General features: G+C 29.1%; 19 protein-coding genes. 16 read left to right on the forward strand and 3 right to left on the reverse strand.

The features are described 5' to 3' along the window. The first annotated feature begins 6 nt into the window (after positions 1-6). The 11 genes from rho to SOR60_RS08340 all read left to right on the forward strand — a co-directional run bounded on the left by rho (position 7) and on the right by SOR60_RS08340 (position 10932). Complete coding sequence (rho, locus tag SOR60_RS08290) at positions 7-1350, forward strand: transcription termination factor Rho (protein WP_154541093.1); 1344 nt, start codon at positions 7-9, stop codon at positions 1348-1350. Between the two features lie 64 nt (positions 1351-1414). After that, positions 1415-2005 (forward strand): TVP38/TMEM64 family protein, encoded by a 591-nt coding sequence (locus tag SOR60_RS08295; protein WP_154541091.1) that lies wholly within the window; start codon positions 1415-1417, stop codon positions 2003-2005. Between the two features lie 64 nt (positions 2006-2069). Then, positions 2070-2276 (forward strand): 50S ribosomal protein L31, encoded by a 207-nt coding sequence (gene rpmE, locus SOR60_RS08300; protein ID WP_154541089.1) that lies wholly within the window; start codon positions 2070-2072, stop codon positions 2274-2276. Between the two features lie 56 nt (positions 2277-2332). Next, complete coding sequence (prmC, locus tag SOR60_RS08305) at positions 2333-3124, forward strand: peptide chain release factor N(5)-glutamine methyltransferase (RefSeq protein WP_320595672.1); 792 nt, start codon at positions 2333-2335, stop codon at positions 3122-3124. Between the two features lie 9 nt (positions 3125-3133). After that, on the forward strand, positions 3134-4207 hold the full coding sequence (gene prfA, locus SOR60_RS08310; RefSeq protein ID WP_154541085.1) for a peptide chain release factor 1: 1074 nt from the start codon (positions 3134-3136) through the stop codon (positions 4205-4207). Continuing rightward, positions 4208-5212 (forward strand): cation diffusion facilitator family transporter, encoded by a 1005-nt coding sequence (locus tag SOR60_RS08315; RefSeq protein WP_320595673.1) that lies wholly within the window; start codon positions 4208-4210, stop codon positions 5210-5212. After that, positions 5184-6221: an L-threonylcarbamoyladenylate synthase gene (locus SOR60_RS08320; protein ID WP_154541081.1), complete on the forward strand. Its 1038-nt coding sequence runs from the start codon at positions 5184-5186 to the stop codon at positions 6219-6221. The genes SOR60_RS08315 and SOR60_RS08320 overlap by 29 nt, the downstream gene beginning before the upstream one ends. Positions 6222-6231: 10 nt before the next feature. Next, positions 6232-6861 (forward strand): uracil phosphoribosyltransferase, encoded by a 630-nt coding sequence (gene upp, locus SOR60_RS08325; protein ID WP_154541079.1) that lies wholly within the window; start codon positions 6232-6234, stop codon positions 6859-6861. A gap of 9 nt (positions 6862-6870) precedes the next feature. After that, positions 6871-8148 carry a UDP-N-acetylglucosamine 1-carboxyvinyltransferase gene (gene murA, locus SOR60_RS08330; RefSeq protein WP_154541077.1) on the forward strand — a complete coding sequence of 426 codons (1278 nt, stop codon included), beginning with the start codon at positions 6871-6873 and terminating at the stop codon, positions 8146-8148. 1 nt (position 8149) lies between these two features. Then, the gene (gene recD2 / locus SOR60_RS08335; protein WP_320595674.1) at positions 8150-10303 is read left to right on the forward strand and encodes an SF1B family DNA helicase RecD2; all 2154 of its coding nucleotides are present in this window, start codon (positions 8150-8152) and stop codon (positions 10301-10303) included. Continuing rightward, a complete protein-coding gene (locus SOR60_RS08340; protein WP_154541073.1) occupies positions 10300-10932 on the forward strand; it encodes a ComF family protein in 633 nt (210 codons plus the stop codon). Before recD2 ends, SOR60_RS08340 begins: the two co-directional genes overlap by 4 nt. Positions 10933-10968: 36 nt before the next feature. Here SOR60_RS08340 and scfB read toward each other — a convergent pair whose 3' ends face one another. The 3 genes from scfB to SOR60_RS08355 form a co-directional block, all read right to left on the reverse strand. After that, positions 10969-12354: a thioether cross-link-forming SCIFF peptide maturase gene (gene scfB / locus SOR60_RS08345; protein WP_154541071.1), complete on the reverse strand. Its 1386-nt coding sequence runs from the start codon at positions 12352-12354 to the stop codon at positions 10969-10971. Positions 12355-12419: 65 nt separating this feature from the next. Next, positions 12420-12569, reverse strand: coding sequence for a six-cysteine ranthipeptide SCIFF (gene scfA / locus SOR60_RS08350; RefSeq protein ID WP_154541069.1), 150 nt, complete (start codon positions 12567-12569; stop codon positions 12420-12422). A 61-nt stretch (positions 12570-12630) separates the two neighbouring features. After that, on the reverse strand, positions 12631-13962 hold the full coding sequence (locus SOR60_RS08355; RefSeq protein WP_320595675.1) for an Orn/Lys/Arg family decarboxylase: 1332 nt from the start codon (positions 13960-13962) through the stop codon (positions 12631-12633). Positions 13963-14187: 225 nt separating this feature from the next. On the opposite strand from SOR60_RS08355, the gene SOR60_RS08360 reads away from it, so the two are divergent. From SOR60_RS08360 to SOR60_RS08380, 5 genes are all read left to right on the forward strand, one after another. Next, the gene (locus tag SOR60_RS08360; protein ID WP_320595676.1) at positions 14188-16683 is read left to right on the forward strand and encodes a sulfatase-like hydrolase/transferase; all 2496 of its coding nucleotides are present in this window, start codon (positions 14188-14190) and stop codon (positions 16681-16683) included. 118 nt (positions 16684-16801) lie between these two features. After that, positions 16802-17275 (forward strand): COG2426 family protein, encoded by a 474-nt coding sequence (locus SOR60_RS08365; RefSeq protein WP_154541063.1) that lies wholly within the window; start codon positions 16802-16804, stop codon positions 17273-17275. Between the two features lie 9 nt (positions 17276-17284). Then, complete coding sequence (locus tag SOR60_RS08370) at positions 17285-18193, forward strand: LCP family protein (RefSeq protein WP_154541061.1); 909 nt, start codon at positions 17285-17287, stop codon at positions 18191-18193. A gap of 11 nt (positions 18194-18204) precedes the next feature. Beyond that, positions 18205-18723: an adenine phosphoribosyltransferase gene (locus SOR60_RS08375; protein WP_320595677.1), complete on the forward strand. Its 519-nt coding sequence runs from the start codon at positions 18205-18207 to the stop codon at positions 18721-18723. Between the two features lie 43 nt (positions 18724-18766). Then, positions 18767-19593, forward strand: an 827-nt coding sequence (locus SOR60_RS08380) for a glycosyltransferase family 2 protein (RefSeq protein ID WP_320595678.1), incomplete at its 3' end; no start/stop codon positions are given.

The following is a 19593-nucleotide window of genomic DNA, read 5'->3' on the forward strand; positions in this document are numbered from 1 at the left end:
AAATATATGGAAATAGATATTAATAATTTAGAACATTTAAAACTTGATGAGCTTAAAAAAATTGGAAAGTCATTAGATATAAAAGCTATAAGCTCATTTAGAAAAAACGAACTTATAGAAAAAATTAGGGATATATACAATGAAGATGGCAAAAAGAATGGAGAAAATTCATCTGATGATAATGACTCTTCATTTGATCTTGGAGAAAAATTTAATTGTGAAGGGCTTTTAGATCTTCATGAAGATGGCTTTGGTTTTTTAAGAACAGCCCTTTATGAATCAAGCAATGATGATATATATGTTTCCCCAAAACAAGTAAAAATGTTTAGACTTAAAACTGGAGATTTCATCAAGGGAATAGCCAGAGAAAAAAGAGATAGAGATAAATTTTCACCCTTAATTTTCGTTTCAGATGTTAATGGCCTTAAGGCTGCCGACGCTTTTAATAGATCAAATTTTGAATTACTTACACCAATTTATCCAAATCAAAAACTAAAACTCGAAACAAATAAAAATAATATTTCTCAAAGAATTATTGATATAATATCACCTATAGGTAGGGGACAAAGAGGACTTATAGTTGCTCAACCTAAGGCTGGCAAAACTACCTTAATAAAGGATATTGAGTATGCTCTTGAAAAAAATTTTGATGATTTAAAAATTCTAGTTCTTCTTATAGATGAAAGACCAGAAGAGGTAACGGATTTTAAGAGATTTGTAAACCAATATAGGGATAAAAATAATGAATTAATGAGAACTGAAGTTGCTGCATCAACCTTTGATAAACCACCTCAAAACCATATTTATATGCAAGAGATGGTATTAGAAAGGGCAAAAAGATTGGTAGAAGATAATAAAGATGTGGTAATTTTACTTGATTCAATTACAAGGCTTGCGAGAGCTTATAACATTATGACTCCACAATCTGGAAGAACTCTTTCAGGGGGATTAGATCCACTTGCTTTAGTAGGACCTAAAAAATTTTTCGGGGCAGCAAGAAATATAGAAAATGGAGGATCTTTAACAATAATAGCCACTGCTCTTATTGATACAGGTTCTAGGATGGATGATATGGTTTATGAAGAATTTAAAGGAACGGGTAATATGGAATTACACCTTGATAGAAAACTTGCTCAAAGGAGAATTTTTCCAGCCATTGATATAGAAAAATCATCTACTAGAAAAGACAATTTATTATTGTCTGAAAAAGAAGAAGAAGCTGCTTATAAACTTAGAAATTCTGATATGAGAGATAAAATTGAATTTACAAATGAATTCTTAAGCCTATTGTCAAAAACATCAACTAACGATGAATTTATAGAACTTATAAATAAAACTTACAAAAATTAAGCACATTTTTCTTGTATAACAAAATATAGCAGAAGGTGAAATTAAATTTTGATTAGGAGTTTTTATGAAAATAAAAACAAAAAGCATAATTAATATAATTAGTATTTTAATAATACTCATATCTATATATTTAGGGTATAGGGGATATAAGATGAATATATTTACATCTGTTGAAAGCCTACAAAAGCTTCTTAAGTCATATGGTATTTGGGCTCCTATGATTTTTATGCTTTTACAGATTATACAAATTGTTATTCCTGTTATACCAGGAGGGATTACTACAGCCTTTGGAGTAGTAATGTTTGGTCCTTTGTGGGGCTTTATCTATAATTATATTTCTATATGTATAGGTTCAATGATTGTCTTTTTTATATCAAGATTTTTCGGTAAAGAAATAGTCTTATCAATATTTGGAGAAGAAAGTTTCGAAAAGTATGGAAAATGGCTAAATCATGATAAATATGATAGGTTTTTTGCTTGGGCTATACTTTTACCTGTAGCACCTGATGATTTTCTATGCTATTTTTCAGGTTTAACTAATATGAAATTTTCGACTTTTGCAAAAATAATTCTATTTTGTAAACCACCATCAATCTTTATCTATTCTATGGGTCTTGTTTTGGGAATAAAAACTATATTTAAAAATTTTGCTTGAAAGATATAGATCCTTATGGTATAATAACTATTGCTTATTGAAAGAGACAAGAAGAGGTGTTTATATGAAAAAAGAACTACATCCAGAATACCACCAAGCAAAAGTTACTTGTACATCATGTGGTAATGAATTCACTGTTGGTTCAACAGAAGAAGAGATAAAAGTTGAAGTATGTTCACAATGTCACCCATTTTATACAGGAAAACAAAGATTTTCTGATCGTGGTGGTAATGTAGAGAAGTTCAATAGAAAATATGGAAGAAATAAATAAGGTTAGATTCTCTAACCTTATTTTTTATATACTTAAGAAAATATTAGAGAATACTTATGAAAGTAAGATGTTTTTTAGAAAAATATGGAAATGATGCAGCACTTATTCTTTCATATTTGCTAGATACAAATAAAAACAATCTATATCTTTATCCTGAAAAGGAATTAAGTAAAGAGATAGAAAATGAACTAATAAAAATATTAAAAAAGATACAAAAGGGATATCCACTCCAATATGCAATTGGTAAGTGGAATTTTTATGGTCTAGATCTTTATGTAGATAAAAGAGCTCTTATACCAAGATTTGAAACGGAAATTCTAGTTGAAGAAATTCTAAAAGAACCATTTAAAAAGGAAAAAATACTTGATATTGGTTGTGGAAGTGGGGCTATAAGTCTAGCTTTGGCAAAAAAATTAGAAAAATCAAAGATTATAGGATGTGATATTTCAAAAGATGCTCTTGAATTATCGAATTTAAATAAATCTAAACTTAAATTAAACAATGTAGAATTTATCTATAGTGACTTATTTTCAAATATAGATGAAAAGTTTGACTTAATAGTGTCAAATCCACCTTACATAAATAAAGATGATTATGAAAATTTGGAGGAGAAATTATATTATGAGCCTAAAAACGCTCTTTACGGTGGAGAAGATGGTTTATATTTTTATAGGCAGATAATTTCTAAAGCCAAGTATTTTCTCAATAAAAATGGTAAAATATACTTAGAGATAGGATATAACCAAAAAAATCCTCTTATCCAGCTTTTAAAAGATGAGGGATATAAAAATATAAAAGCAATAAAAGATTATAATGATTTTGATAGGATTTTATCATCAAATATCTAAGGAGGATATATGTTAGAAAATCTAGAACATATGAAAGAAAATTTTAAACAATTGGAGAAAAAACTTGCAGATCCAGAAGTTTTATCAGACTCTGATAAGTTTAAAAAAGTTTCAAGAGAATACAATCAATTAAAACCTATAGTAGAAAAATACAATCAAATTAGAGAAGCTGAGAATATGATTGAAGAAAACAGTGAGCTTTTAAAAGAGGCTGAAGATAAAGAAATGATTGATCTACTTAAGGCTGAGATCGATGAAAACAAGAATAAACTAGAAGTATATAAAGAAGACTTAAAAGTCTTATTAATACCGAAAGATCCTAACGACCACAAGGATGTAATTGTTGAAATTAGAGCAGGAGCTGGTGGAGATGAAGCTGGTCTTTTTGCTGGTAATCTTTATAGGATGTATCATATGTACTCTGATAAGCAAGGTTACAAAACAGAAGATATCAATGTATCAAGCCAAGGAATTGGTGGAGTTAAAGAAGCGACTTTTCTAGTTAGAGGAGAGGGAGCTTATTCAAAGCTTAAGTATGAATCTGGAGTTCATAGGGTTCAAAGGGTTCCAGAAACTGAATCTGGTGGTAGAATCCACACATCTACTGCAACTGTTGCAGTTTTGCCTGAAGCTGATGAGGTAGATGTTAAGATAGATCCTAATGATATAAGAGTTGATGTATATAGGTCTAGTGGTAATGGAGGTCAAAGTGTAAACACAACAGATTCAGCAGTAAGACTTACCCATATACCTTCAGGTCTTGTAGTAACTTGCCAAGACGAAAAATCTCAGATTAAGAACAAAGACAAGGCTATGAGAGTTTTAAGATCTAGATTATATGAGCTTGAAGAACAAAAACGTCAAAAGGAAATATCAGATAATAGAAAATCTCAAGTAGGTACTGGAGATCGTTCAGAAAGAATTAGAACCTATAATTATCCACAAGGAAGAATTACAGATCACAGAATTAATAAGACAATCTATCAACTAGATGACTTTTTAAATGGAAATATAGAAGAGATGATAGAATCTCTGATAACTGAAGATCAAGCAAGAAAACTTGAAACAATGGGAGAAGAATAATTGTTTAAATTCCTTAGCAAAATTTATGTTAAAGACTATAAGAATTATAAGAATGGGAGTGTTAGGCTTAAACTTATATCACTTTCAGGTCTTGTAGGTGTTCTGATAAATGCTCTATTATTTATTATAAAAATTACTATAGGCTTATTATCATCATCTCAAGCTATAATTGGTGATGCCTTTAATAATATGTCTGATTCGCTTACTAGCTTTATAACCTTAATAGGTGCAAAGGCAAGTAATAAGCCAGCAGATAGTGGACATCCTTATGGTCATGGTAGGAGTGAATATATAGCAAGTTTTCTTGTATCAATTTTTATAATGTTTATAGGATTTGTTCTTTTTATAAATTCTATAAAGAGTTTCTATAAAGGAGATATACCTAGGCTTAGTTTTATAGCACTTATAATATTAATTTTTTCTTTAACTTTTAAAATCTATATATACTTATTAAATAAAAAATTAAATAAAATGCTTGATTCACAACTCAATTATGCTGTAATGATAGATGCAAGGAATGATATTTTATCTACTATATCTATTATTATTTCAGTAATTGTACAAAGATATATAGATTTCAACTTAGATTCAATAATTGGTATTATACTTGCTGTAATTGTATTTAAGCCGGGTTTAGATCTTTCCTTAGAAACTATGGATAAGCTATTAGGAAGGGGAGTAAGCCCTGAACTTCATAAAAAAATAGAAACAATAATTTTAGAAGGCGATTTAATAGAAGGATATCATGATTTAAATATTCACGAATATGGTAGGGGTAAACTAACTGGCTCATGTGATGTAGAAGTTCCATCTAATATAAGTGTAGGTATTATGCATCAGGCTGTTACAGACGTTGAAGTAAGGCTAAAAAATGAGTTAAATATATCTATAACCATACACATGGATCCAACTTATTGTTTAACAGAAAACGAAGAAAATAAAAAGATAATTGAAAGATTAAGAAAGTCAGTGGAAAATGGAAACAAAGATATTGAAGATAGATAGGAATAATGTTGACTATTCCTATCTTAAAAAAGCAGGAAATTTAATAAAAATGGGAGAATTGGTTGCCTTTCCTACAGAAACAGTATATGGTTTAGGAGCTGATGGACTAAATGAAAAGGCCGCAGCTAAAATATTTAAGGCAAAAAATAGACCAGCTGATAATCCTTTAATTTTACATATATCAGAAAATGAAGAACTTATTGACTTGGTTGAGAAAGTTGATGATAAGACTAAATATCTTATTAACAATCTTTGGCCAGGGCCACTGACTGTTATACTCAAAAAGAGTTCAAAAATACCTGCTATAATAACAGGTGGAGGCGATACTGTTGCTGTAAGAAGGCCAAAAGATGAGCTTGCAAGATTATTTATAAAAGAGTGCAATACACCTATAGCAGCTCCTTCGGCAAATATATCAGGAAGACCATCACCAACAAATGCAAGTGATGTATACTATGATATGAATGGAAGAATTTCTTTGATACTCGATGGAGGAGAAAGTGATATAGGTATAGAATCTACAGTAATAGACATGAGTTTAGATAAGCCTTGTATACTAAGGCCTGGTTTTTATACTTATGAATATATAAAAGAATTTATACCTGAAGTTTGCTTGGATGATTCTTTAGTTGATGATTCGAAAGTTCCTAGATCTCCTGGTCAAAAATATAAACACTATGCCCCAAAAGCTAGGATGGAAGTTTATGTTGGAGATAAGAGTATAAGTTTAATAAAAGATTTAGCGAAAAAAGAAAGTGAGAAGGGGAACAAGGTAGGAATTTTAGTATTTAATGATTATCTAGATGAGTTTTCAGATTATTATACCTTATCATTAGGGAATAAGGATAGGCTTATCGAGATGAGCCATGTATTATTTCAGGCACTAAGAGATCTTGATAGAAATTCTTGTGATATAATATTAGCCCAAGGTGTTGAAGATATAGGTTTGGGTAAAAGTATAATGAATAGAATGAAAAAATCAGCGTCAGGAAATGTGAATTATTTATAAAGGAGAAATGATGGGCAAAGTTACAGTACTAGATCATCCAGTGATCAAACATAAAATTTCGATACTAAGAGATAAAAATACAGGGAGTAATGAATTTAGGTCTATTATTAGGGAAATTACAATCCTTCTTGCATATGAGGCAAGTAAGGACTTTACAGTTGAAGAATATGACTTAAATACACCAATCTGCGCTACTAAAGGATATAGGCTTTCAGGCAAAAAACTTGGCATTATACCAATACTTCGTGCTGGACTTGGAATGGTTGATGGACTTATTGAAGTCTTTCCAGCTGCAAGAATTGGACATATTGGTATGTATAGAGACGAAGAGAGTTTGAAACCTGTAGAATACTATTTAAAAATACCTAAAGATTCCAATAAAAGGGATATGTTAGTTATAGATCCTATGCTTGCAACAGGAGGCTCTGCTTGTGATGCTATTCAAAGATTAAAAGAAAAGGGGTGCACATCATTAAAATTACTTAATATTATTGCTGCACCTGAAGGAATTAAAAAAGTTCAAAAGGAACATCCAGATGTAGATATTTATATAGCACAATTAGATGAGAAATTAAATAAGGATGGTTATATAGTGCCAGGACTAGGTGATGCTGGAGATAGGCTTTTTGGAACAAAGTAGGGGTATTATATGGTGAACAAAGAAATATTATTAGTTAGGGATAATGGACCTTTAAGGGGAGAGGTCTCAATTTCAGGAGCGAAAAACTCAGCTCTACCAATACTTGCTGCAAGTATCTTGGCTACAGAAGAAGTCATTTTGGATGAAGTTCCAAAGCTTAAAGATATTGAAGTAATGGTAGAAATATTAAGGAGTTTAAATGCAAAAGTTGAATATATATCAGATACTTCCTTAAAAATCGATGCTTCAAAGGTAGATAAATATGAAACACCATTTGAATTAATGGATAAGATGAGGGCATCTTTTATAGTAATGGGTCCACTACTTGCAAGATTTGGACATGCTATTACAAAGGCACCAGGCGGATGCAATATTGGAAAAAGACCAATAGATCTTCACCTTAAAGGTTTTGAATCTTTAGGAGCCAATACAACAATGAATCATGAAGAAATATCTTCATTGGCAAAATGTGGGCTAAAAGGAGATGTGATCTATCTAGATTTTCCATCAGTTGGAGCTACAGAAAACATAATGATGGCAGCATGTCTTGCTGAAGGTGAAACTGTAATAGAAAATGCAGCGAAAGAGCCTGAAATAGTAGATTTGGCTTCATTTTTATCAAAAATGGGGGCTGATATTATTGGAGCAGGTACATCTAATATTATTATTAAAGGTGTAGAAAAACTTAAAGGAACAAGACATACCATAGTTCCTGATAGGATAGAAGCGGCAACTTATATGTTAGCAGCAGCTATTACTAAGGGTGATATCCTAGTTAAGAATGTCATAGGGAGCCATATCAGGCCAGTTATAGCAAAGCTTATAGAGATGGGAACTCATGTAGAAGAGATTGATGATGAAGATATGATTAGGGTAAGAACTGATAAAAGGCTTAAACCAACTACAATCAAAACTTTACCATATCCTGGATTTCCTACAGATGTCCAATCACAATTTATGGCATTAATGACAGTGTGTAATGGAGAATCATCAGTAGTTGAAACTGTTTTTGAAAATAGGTTTATGCATGTAGATGAACTTAAAAAAATGGGAGCAGTAATAGTAACTGAAGGTAATAGAGCAGCAATAGTTGGTGTAGATAAGCTTCACGGAGCAGAAGTAAAGGCAACAGACCTAAGAGCAGGAGCAGCTTTAATTTTAGCAGGACTTGTAGCAGAAGGTGAAACAATGATATCTGATATTTATCATATAGATAGAGGATATAGCGACTTAATTAAAAAATTCACTAATCTTGGAGCTAAAATTGAAAGAAAACAGGTAATATAAAATGAAATTTGAAGGCATAGTTAAAAGTATTATTTATAGAAATGAAGAAAACGGATACACAGTATTATCTTTAGAAACTTTTGATTCTCCTATAATATGTACTGGAACTATGCCTTTTTTTAATGAAGAAGACAATATAGAGATTATTGGTGATATTATTTATCATGAAAAATATGGCGAGCAAATTAATGTAAAAGAAGCAAGGTTAAAAAAGCCCTCAGGTAAAAAAGCTATAATTAATTTCCTATCAAATGGTAGTATTGAATCTATAGGTAAAAAAACAGCCGAGCTTATCTATGATAAGTTTAAGGATGAGTCCATAGATATAGTTTTTAATAATCCTGATAAACTCTTATCTATTAATGGTATAGGTAAAAAAAAGCTTCAAAAGATAAAAGATTCAAGTGAAGCGGCAAGAGAGAGTAGAGAGGTACTTTTATATCTACAGTCCTTAGATATATCATATAATCTTTCAAATAAAATTTATAAAAACTATGGTGATGATACCATTAGCCTTATAAAAACTAATCCTTATAAGCTAAGTGAAGATATAAGAGGGATAGGTTTTCTTATGGCTGATAAGATTGCTTTAAATATGAAAATGGAAAGGGACTCTGATTTTAGGATATCTGCTGCTATTAACTATATACTTAAAAATGATGCTGATATGAGTGGTAATTGTACCATGCTTTTAGAAAAACTTATAGATGACGTATATGAATTAATAAAGGTAGATAAAGATATCATTAAAAAACAAATTTTATCGGATCAGCTAAATTCTAAAATTTTAATAATGGAATTTCAAGGAAATAAATATGTATATGAAAAAGAACTTTATAAGGCAGAAAAATCTTGTGCCATTCACCTATCAAGACTTAAAAATGAAGATTTTATATTTGATATTGATATAGATGAAAACTTTGAAGGCTTTTCGAAAGAACAAGAAGATGCCATAGATCAAGCCTTTAGAAATATGCTTTTAGTAGTAACTGGAGGACCAGGTACTGGAAAAACCACAATAATAAGAGCAATTACAAGGATACTTGAAAAAAACAATCTTAAATTTTTACTTGCAGCTCCTACAGGAAGAGCTGCAAAAAGAATGCAAGAATCAACTGATAAAAAAGCTCTTACAATTCATAGACTCGTGGGCATAAAACCTGATAGCCCAATTCCAGAATATAACGAAGAAAACCCTCTAATAACAGACTATATTATCTTAGACGAGGTATCTATGATTGATATAAGATTAATGGACACCTTACTAAAGGCAGTAAGTGATAAAACAGCCTTAATCCTTGTTGGAGATCATAATCAGCTTCCTAGTGTTGGACCTGGAAATGTCTTAAAAGATATACTAGAAACAAATATAAAAAATGTAAAACTTAAAAAAATCTTTAGACAGGCTAAGCAAAGTAATATTGTAGTAAATGCACATAGGATAAATGAAGGAAAATATCCTTATTTAAATCAAAAAAACAAGGATTTCTTTTTTATAGATTCAGATAAAAAAAACTTTATTAATGATATATTAAACTTGGTCAAATTAAGGCTGCCAAGCTATTATAAATTTGATCCAATAAATGATATCCAAGTTCTTGCTCCTAGTAAAAAGTCTGATTGGGGTACAGTCAATTTAAACCTTATTTTCCAAAAAGAGCTTAATAAGTCTAATTCACAGATTAAGGTCAATAATAAATTATATAGGATAAATGACAAAGTCATGCAAGTTAGAAATAATTATGACCTTGAAAGTGATGATCCATCGAATTTCGATGATGGGGTATACAATGGGGATATAGGTAGGATTATTGATATTGATGTAAAAAGAGAAAAGCTAAAGGTTGAATTTTATGATGGAAATATTGTAACTTATAAAAAAGATGATATAAAAGATTTAGACCTATCATATGCTATAACTATACACAAGTCGCAAGGTTCAGAATTTGACTGTGTAATTATACCAATGATGAGTACATCCTATATGCTTTTAAATAGGAATCTTCTATATACAGCTATAACAAGAGCAAAAAAGCTCGTTATACTTTTAGGGGAGAAGAGGATTTTAAAACAAATGGTGAATAATGATAGACAGTCTAAAAGATTAACTAATCTTAGTTTTTGGATAAATGAGCTTGATAAGGTATTGAAATGATTTTAGATTTTTTATTTTTAGATGAAAATTTATGTTTATCATGTAAAAGGGAAACACATGAAATACATTTCTTATGTGAAGAATGTCTGGATAAGTTAGATTTTGTAGATAATGAATTTAAGATACTAGATTATAATACAAGAGTCTTATATTTTTACAATGATTTTATGGCAAATCTTATAGCTGATTATAAGTTTAATAGAAATACCTCACTTTATAAGGTATTTGGGTCTATGATTTATTCCTATTTAAAAGAAAAAAAACTATTTAATTTTGATTATATACTTGCAACACCTTCGTCAAAGTCAGTTTTAAATAAGAGAGGATTTGACCATATAAGATTAATTTGTGATTATTTTATAAAGGATTTAGGTATTAGTTATCTTGATTCTTTCAAAAAAATAAAAAATACCAAGGTCCAACATATTTTATCTAGAGAAGATAGGGAAGTGAACCTTAAGAATTCATTTTTTATAGATGAAGACTTAACTGGAAAATCGATATTGGTATTTGATGATATTATAACAAGTTCAAATACTATGAAGGAGATAATAAGAACTTTGGAAAAAAATAACCCAGATAGTATTGAAATAATTGCTCTTGCGTCAAGTCACAGAGTAAAAAAATAGTAGCTATTGCAAATTTAATTGCAACGGCTACTATTTTTAACTTATATCTTCTTCTTTTTCATTTTCTCTTAAGAATTCATGAATTTTTACAGCAAGAGCCATTTCTATTCTTTTCTTAAATACTTTGCATCCATAATCATAAATTTTATTGATATCGCCACCTGCATTAAAATTATTTGCAGCACAACCACCAGAACAATACATCTGTGCCCAGCAATCCCTACATTTTTTTTGGCTATAAAGGTTATTTTTCTTAAAATTAGAAATCAAGTCTTCTCTTTTTATACCATCATAAACATCTCCGATTTTGAAATTTTCGTTTCCGACAAATTGATGGCAAGGATATAAATCTCCTGTTGGAGTTACAGCCATATATTCAGAACCTGACCCACAACCAGATATTCTTTTATAAACACAAGGACCATTGTTTAAATCTATCATATAATGATAGAAGATAAACTTATTATCCTTATCTACAGCTTCAATTAGCATATCAGCAAGTTTTTCATATTCATTATATATCTTTGGAAGATGTTCTTCCTTAAGTGCATAGTCCTCTTCACTGTTTCCAACAACTGGTTCAAGGGAGGTTCTCTTAAAACCTAGATTAAGATAAGTTTTTATATCTTCTGTAAAATCAAGGTTATTGGCTGTAAAGGTGCCCCTCATGTAATATTCTTTATCACCACGTTTTTCTACAAGTTTTTGAAATTTTGGAACAATCTTATCAAATGAGCCTCTACCATCTATAGTCTTCCTAAATTCATCATGTTTCTCCTTTCTTCCATCAAGAGAAAGAACAACATTTTTCATATTTTCATTTAGATAATCAATTTTTTCATCATCTAAAAGTACTCCATTGGTAGTAAGAGTAAAATTAAAGTGTTTATTATATTCTTCTTCCTTACTCCTTGCATAGTCAATAGTTTTTTTAACCAATTCCCAATTTAAAAGTGGTTCACCACCGAAAAAATCAATATCAAGGTTAAAATGTGATCCAGAATTTTTTAAAAGAAAATCTATAGCACTCTTTGCTACATCCCATGTCATTATTGCTTCAGGACCATGGTATCTTCCGCCTTTAGCAAAGCAATACTCACAAGATAGGTTACAAGTATGGCTTACATTAAGGCACATAGCTTTAAGATAAGTTTTCTTATTATCTATATCAATAGTAATATCTTTAAAATCATCCTTTGAAAATAAAAGATTTTGATTTTTAAGGCTTTCTACTTCAGACAAGCTCTCTTCAAATTCCTCGTTTGATATATTATGTAGTTTTTGAATTTCTTTTTTTATGTATTTTTTATCCTTATCAAAAAGTTCTATAATATCATAAGTTATATCATCTACTAAATGAACAGAACCTGAATATACATCTAGAACTATATTATAGCCCTTTGCTCTATATTGATGAATCATAATTTCTCCTTAAATTATAGTGAAATAGTCTAGATTAAGACCATAAAAAAATAAGGGTCATGCCCTTATTTATTTTTTGAGTTTACACATTCTTGATTTGCAACACCACAAGATGTTTTACAAGCTGATTGGCAAGATGTTTGACATTCTCCACATCCACCATCTTTTTTGCTTTTGTGAAGATTTCTTGTATTTAAAGTAATAATTCTTTTCATTTTTATCTCCTTAAATTATGTAGTATTATTATCTATATTCTAACAAAATAGTCTACACTTGTCAATCTAGTATAATAAAACCACCCTTTTCTATATTAAGCTGTACAGATTGTTCTAGTAGATTTTTAATATTTGAAATTATATCTATATCAAAAATTTCTCCAGGAACTATTAGAGGTATCCCTGGGGGATAGGCATAGATAAAAGATCCAGAAATCTTCTTATCAGCATTATTAAAATCAACAATCTTTTTCTTTCTTCTTAAGGCATCATTTATAGATAGGGCCCTTTTAGGTATCTTATAAGAAAAATCAAAACTATCTTTCTTATAAGAAAGATTCTTATCCATATTTATTATTGTTTGTTTAAGCTTGTTAAAGTCTTTCTTTTGATTAAAAATAGAGCTTAATAATAAAACATAGGAATAAGATACCATTTCTACTTCTATTTTTTTCTTATATAAAAAATTCGAAAAATCATTTCCATTTATATTAGTATTTTTACAAGATATTAGAATCTTTGACTTATCTTTATTTTTATTATTAATGAATTTAAGATTTGAAAGTTTAATATTATATAAGTCATCTAAATTCTCATTTAAGCTATTATACAGCATATAAAACTTTTGAAAATTATCTATCATATCATCTATGGATTGACAAATTATATATGATGGAGAAGATGTTTGAAAAATAGCCATATTTCGTCTTACTTCTTTTTTGTCTATAGATTTATTATTTATTATAACTCCACCAGCAGGAGTTAGAGCAGATAGATTCTTATGAAAAGAAGTAATTGCAATATCAAAATCTAATTCATCATATAATTTATCAAGAATTAGGTGAGATCCATGTGCCATATCTAATATAATCTTGGTATTTTTTGAGATTTTTCTTATTCTTTTTAAATTAAGCATAAATCCTTCATAAGAGGGTGATGTCAAAACTATGGCACTATAATCCTTATTTTTCAACTTGTTTTCTAAATCATCATAATCTATATCATAAGCTATATCACAATCTATAAGTAAATCTATAAAATCTGCATCTAAATTAAAAATTTCTATGGCATTATAGACTGACTTGTGGGAATTTCTTTGGACAAGTATATTTTTATTTTTTCTTGTTAGTGTCCTAATGGATGAAAGTATTCCACAAGTAGATCCATTTGTAGAAATGATAAAGTCAAAGGACTTATATATTTCTTTAAGCTTATCTTCCATATCCTTAAATATAGTTTTGGGGTCATTTAGGTTATCAAATCCTCTAATTTCTGTTATATCCCTATCATAAGGTAATGCTTTATTTAATATATTCTTATTTCTCTTATGTCCTGGCATAGCAAATGAATAATAATTATCTTCTATATATTGGTCTAATTTATCTATTAACATATAACTCCTTTATGTCACTAAATCCATATAGATAGGATTTCTTATTATAAAAACATTATATTTACATAATTTGTCATATAATATATAATTATATCACGAAGTTTACACAAAATTTATAATTAACATATATTTATTTAACAGACAAGAAAAGAGGGGATTAATATTAGTAGAGAAAGAAAGATAAAATTTTTTTCATTTATAATTTCATTAATTGTAATTCTATTTTTGCAATCTTTTATTAAAGATTTTTCCTTTAAAGCGTTTACAAATGAAGAAATCATAATTGAACAAACTTCAAATATTACAAAAGATTCGGATAATTTTAAAATCTATTCGATTTATATAGGAGATAAATTACTTAACCTTGATAATATGGATATTAAGGGGTGGGAAAAGTCAAATACTGAAACAGGTTATCCAATAAAAACAAATGGATATAGTGAAGGAAACCATATTAAATTTAAACCACCATTAAAGCTTTTATTTGATGACTTAACAGTAAACTTTGCTACAAATCCAGCTTATTCCCAAGCTGTTATGACTTATCTCACAGACCATACAATGACCATGTATGCAAACTCATCAGATAATCAATCATATGTAGATATCTCTTATACAGGTCTTGTATCTGTATTGATACAAACTTTAATTGCAATACTTGCTATAGGATTTTTCTATATATTCTTATATAGTTTAATAAATAAGTTAATAGCATCCAAAAATCCAATTAAAAAATTAGCTTATGGATTAAAAGATTATATTATAGATTTTGTGATTTTAGCTATATCTATATTTGGAATGTATAAGATAAAAGATCATATATCAAATACTGGCACATTTACAGTCTTTAGTACACCTTATACATTCAATGACATGATTGCTCTTATACTCATGGTATTTTTATTAAGTCTTGGGATAAGAAGTGTATATAAGAATAGGAAGGATGATAAAAAATATTCCATAGTTAATTGGATACTTTTTGTTATAAATCCATTTGTATCTTTTTATATATTAGAGTCAGCCTATAATCCAGAATTTATGTCTATGGAGATTGTTTATATACTTATAAATGCTCTTATACTTTTCTTAATTCAAGTACTACTTTATATAGTATCTAGAAAGAAAAGACTATCCATGGTACTTGTACTCTTAATTTCTATTGCATTTGGTATAGCCAATGATGCCTTATTTATATTAAGAGACTCACCACTCATACCTGCTTTTTTAAGCTCGCTAGGGGTTGCAGCCGATGTTGCTAAAGAAACTACAATTGCTCTAAATCCTATGTCTTTAATGGCGTATCTTTTAGCTTCAATGTGGCTTTTGATTATAATTTCAATAAAAGAAGCTAAGATTAATATAAGTAAGCTTTCATACTTAAAGCAATTTATCGCATATTCTACAGTATTTGCCATAATACTTGTTACAAGCATAAATTATTTTATAAAACAAAATGGAGTAGGAGTAAATTTATGGAGACCATCCATAACTTATTATGTTGAAGGTTCACCTTATAGTTTCTATAGGATTTTTGCTAATCAAATAATAACTGCTCCTAAAGGATATGATGAAAAAGAAGTTGAAAATACCCTAGAAGAATATTACAACAAGGATATAGGAGAAAAAGATAATAAAAAACCTAATATAATAATAATTCAATCGGAAGCTCTTGCTGACTACTATGGGAAAGGGAATTTAGAAATTAGTGAAAACCCTATAGGATTTCAGAGGTCTTTAGATGAAAATGCTATACAAGGAAATGTTTATGTATCGGTTTTAGGCGGGGGTACTGTTAACTCAGAATATGAAGCTTTGACTTCTATTCCTTTAACTTTTTTCCCTTTAGGTGCTTATCCGTTCCAACAATATGTGAAAGATGGTCATACATCCGTTGCAAGAGTTCTTGAAGACCAAGGATATGAAACCTTTATAACTCACCCAAATAAGCCGACAAACTATTCTAGACAAGAAGTTTGGCCAAACCTAGGCTTTAAAAATATAGCTTTTATAGACGATTATAATAATGAATCTGATAGTTTTATGCCATTAAGTGGTTTTATGAAAGATTCTGTTGCCTATGATATGATAATTGATAAGTATGAAAATAAGTCAGAAAAGCCACTTTTTTATTATTTGGTGTCCATGCAAAACCATGGTGGCTATGTATCAAACTATGAAGGAGATGTAAAAGTTGAAAATCCAACAGGTATAGATGATCAAGGTGTTAACCAATATGTGAATTTAGTTAAAGAGTCAGATAAGGATTTAGAAAGGTTAGTAGAATATTTTAAAAATTATGATGAGCCTACAATCATAGCCATATTTGGAGATCACCAACCACAAAACTATGACGCTTTCATGAATTTGATTAAAGATGGTGGAGATTATACAAATGCAGATGTTTTCGATACACCTTTAACTATATGGGCAAATTATGATATAGAAGAAGAAAAGGATGTAAATATATCACTTAACTACCTTACACCATATCTATTAGAAAAAGCAGGTGGTATCAAGCTTTCAGCCTACCAAAAATATATGCTTGATATGAAAGATGATTATCCAATAATTAGTACAAAGCAAATATATGATAAAAATGGTCAAGAGGTTAATGATGATAGTGAATTTGAAGAAAGAAATAATAAGCTCAATTCATTAATTTACTATGAGATGAAACAAGATACTAAATCATCTAAATACTTTAATGAAGCTTCAAAATAAAAATACCCCGAAATCATTTCTAGATTTCGGGGTTTTTTCTTGATAAATGCTATATTCTTATAAATTATGATATAATAAGATTGTTAAAATATGATATTAAAATAAAAAAGGAGAATATATGCAGAGTATAATAGATTTAATTAGAACATCATTTTCTAATGAAATAGCTCTATTAATTATATCTATGCTTCCTTTAATTGAACTTAAAGGCTCTATTCCTATAGGTCTTGCCATGGATTTTACTCCATTTGAAGCATATGGATTATCATTAATGGGTTCAACTATACCTGCAATTTTTATACTATTGTGGATTAAGCCAGTCTTTGATTGGATGAAAGAAAGAAAAGAGTTAAAAAAAATTGCAGATTGGGCTGAAGGAAAAGCCTTTAAGAGAAAGGATAATATAGAAAAATATGAGTATCTAGGTTTGTTCTTATTTGTAGCCATACCACTTCCAGGTACAGGAGTTTGGATGGGCTCTCTAATTGCATCACTTCTTGGACTAAGAAGAATTAAATCTTTTCTTGTAATAGCTTGTGGAAATACTATAGCTGGCTTAATTATATATATTTTTTCAAGTTTTTTCTTTTAAGGGGATTTTATGAAAAACATTAAAAAAACTATTATAAAATTAATCCTTATTATATTAATGGCTATTACTCTATTTTTAGCTATTTTTGTAATAAAGGGTCTTATATCATCAAGTATTGTAAAAAATGAAAATAATTTTATAGGCGATGATTTATCTGATGGTAATACAATTGAACAAAGACATAAGGATGAACTCTTCTTCTTATTTGCAGGAGTAGACTCTACAGGCGAGAAGACTAATACTAGAACTGATACCCTAATGCTTGTATTGATGAATAAGTCTACAAAAACTATTGATATAATTTCTATACCAAGAGATACAAGGGTATATATTGAAGGAGAATTAGACAAAATAAATGCAGCACATTCTTATGGTGGTATGGATATGACAATAAAAACCATAAGAGATTTTCTTGGAATAGATCTCGATTATTATTGTGAAGTAAATTTTCAAGCTGTTGTAGATGGAGTAGATGCTTTAGGTGGCATTGATATAGATGTAAAAGAACCTATAGCAAATGCTCAAGATATAGAACCTGGTTTGCATAGATTTAATGGACAAGAAGCCCTTAACTATGTAAGATTTAGGAAGGGATATTCAAATGCAGATCTAGGAAGGATTGCAACCCAACAAGATTTTCTAGTTCAATTTATAAGCGAACTATCAAAACCTAGCAAGCTTTTAAGAATACCAATGGTATTTTCGAAACTTAGCTCAAATATGGATACAAATATAAATTATAAAAATCTCTTATCATTTGGATGGGCTTTTAAAAATATATCTCAAGCCCAAATCACTACATATACAATACCTGGCTATCCAGATACTATAGACGGAATTTCTTATTATATTCCAGATTCAGAAGCTACTATAGATATTCGAAACCAAGTATTGTATAATTACCTATTAGAAGAGTAAAAGGAGAAAAAATGGATATTAAAGCAACTATTAGAGTAATTGAAGACTACCCAAAAGAAGGAATATCATTTAAGGATATAACAACACTACTTAAGAATAAAAAGGCTTATAAAGAAACGCTTGACCTTATGGAAGATGCCTTAAAGGATTTAGAATTTGACTATATAGTAGGAATTGAATCTAGAGGATTTGTTTTTGGAGCACCACTAGCTGATAGACTAGGTGTTGGATTTGTACCAATAAGAAAACCAGGTAAACTCCCAGGAGATATAGAATCTATTTCATATGATTTAGAATATGGAAAAAGTGAAATAGAAATTCACAAGGATGCTATCAACAAGAAAGATAAGGTTGTTATTATTGATGATCTTATAGCAACAGGTGGATCAGCAATGGCTTCAGCTAAACTTATAGAATCCCTAGGAGGAGAGATAGTAGCTTTTGAGTTTTTAATAGAACTAACAGAACTTGGAGGTAGAGAAGTTTTAAAAGATTATAAGGTAATATCGTTTATAGAATATGATCATTAATAAGCTTTCATCAATTTGAAAGTTTTAATTTTTTGGAGGAATTATGGAAGATAAACTTACTGTAATAATACCACTATATAATAGGGAAGATAAGGTTAAAGATACAATTCTATCTATTGAAAATCAAACCTGTAAAGATTTTGAGATTCTGGTAATTGATGATGGTTCAACTGATAATTCCAAAAAAGTTATAGAATCTTTAATGAAAGACTATGATAATATAAGATATATATATAAGGAAAATGGTGGAGTATCATCAGCTAGAAACCTTGGGATTAAGAAATCTACAACAAAGTATATTTCATTTTTAGATTCTGATGATTTATACGAGGTGGATTTTGTAGAAAAAATGCTTTGCATTATAAGAGAAAATGATGGTGATATAGCTATATGCGGATATTATATTGAAGATGATTATGAAAAAAGAGAAAGTAAGACTAAATTTATTAGTAAGGATATCCTTTATAACTACATACTAGGAAAAAATAATTTTCATACTTCTACTTTTGTATTTAAAAAAGAGTTTATTAGAAAAAACAATATTTACTTTTATGAAGATCTTTCATGGGGAGAAGACATTTCTTTTTTTATAAAAGCTATGTCAAAGACAAAAAATATAAATCTTGTTCAATATTTTCTTACTACTTACATAAATAAGATTGATGAAAAAGCCTTATCTAATTTTGAAATAGAAAAAATTGACAAGGACTTTAATTTCGTTAATAGAATAATAAATGATAAAGATATAAACTTAAGTAAAAAACATAGAGAGGTCTTGGTAAATTATAAGCTTATAGGCTTAATTGTATATAGATTGCTTGAGTGCCTCGATAGAGGATATGATATTAATTTAGTTAAAAAATATTATAA

The organism is Anaerococcus porci (genome assembly GCF_034090325.1).
In the GTDB taxonomy this organism is placed as follows: domain Bacteria; phylum Bacillota; class Clostridia; order Tissierellales; family Peptoniphilaceae; genus Anaerococcus; species Anaerococcus porci.

Coding starts and splice junctions, on each gene's coding strand:
- rho (WP_154541093.1), top strand. CDS start 7: ATGGAAATAGATATTAATAATTTAGAACATTTAAAACTTGATGAGCTT.
- SOR60_RS08295 (WP_154541091.1), top strand. CDS start 1,415: ATGAAAATAAAAACAAAAAGCATAATTAATATAATTAGTATTTTAATA.
- rpmE (WP_154541089.1), top strand. CDS start 2,070: ATGAAAAAAGAACTACATCCAGAATACCACCAAGCAAAAGTTACTTGT.
- prmC (WP_320595672.1), top strand. CDS start 2,333: ATGAAAGTAAGATGTTTTTTAGAAAAATATGGAAATGATGCAGCACTT.
- prfA (WP_154541085.1), top strand. CDS start 3,134: ATGTTAGAAAATCTAGAACATATGAAAGAAAATTTTAAACAATTGGAG.
- SOR60_RS08320 (WP_154541081.1), top strand. CDS start 5,184: ATGGAAACAAAGATATTGAAGATAGATAGGAATAATGTTGACTATTCC.
- upp (WP_154541079.1), top strand. CDS start 6,232: ATGGGCAAAGTTACAGTACTAGATCATCCAGTGATCAAACATAAAATT.
- murA (WP_154541077.1), top strand. CDS start 6,871: ATGGTGAACAAAGAAATATTATTAGTTAGGGATAATGGACCTTTAAGG.
- recD2 (WP_320595674.1), top strand. CDS start 8,150: ATGAAATTTGAAGGCATAGTTAAAAGTATTATTTATAGAAATGAAGAA.
- SOR60_RS08340 (WP_154541073.1), top strand. CDS start 10,300: ATGATTTTAGATTTTTTATTTTTAGATGAAAATTTATGTTTATCATGT.
- scfB (WP_154541071.1), bottom strand. CDS start 12,354: ATGATTCATCAATATAGAGCAAAGGGCTATAATATAGTTCTAGATGTA.
- scfA (WP_154541069.1), bottom strand. CDS start 12,569: ATGAAAAGAATTATTACTTTAAATACAAGAAATCTTCACAAAAGCAAA.
- SOR60_RS08355 (WP_320595675.1), bottom strand. CDS start 13,962: ATGTTAATAGATAAATTAGACCAATATATAGAAGATAATTATTATTCA.
- SOR60_RS08365 (WP_154541063.1), top strand. CDS start 16,802: ATGCAGAGTATAATAGATTTAATTAGAACATCATTTTCTAATGAAATA.
- SOR60_RS08370 (WP_154541061.1), top strand. CDS start 17,285: ATGAAAAACATTAAAAAAACTATTATAAAATTAATCCTTATTATATTA.
- SOR60_RS08375 (WP_320595677.1), top strand. CDS start 18,205: ATGGATATTAAAGCAACTATTAGAGTAATTGAAGACTACCCAAAAGAA.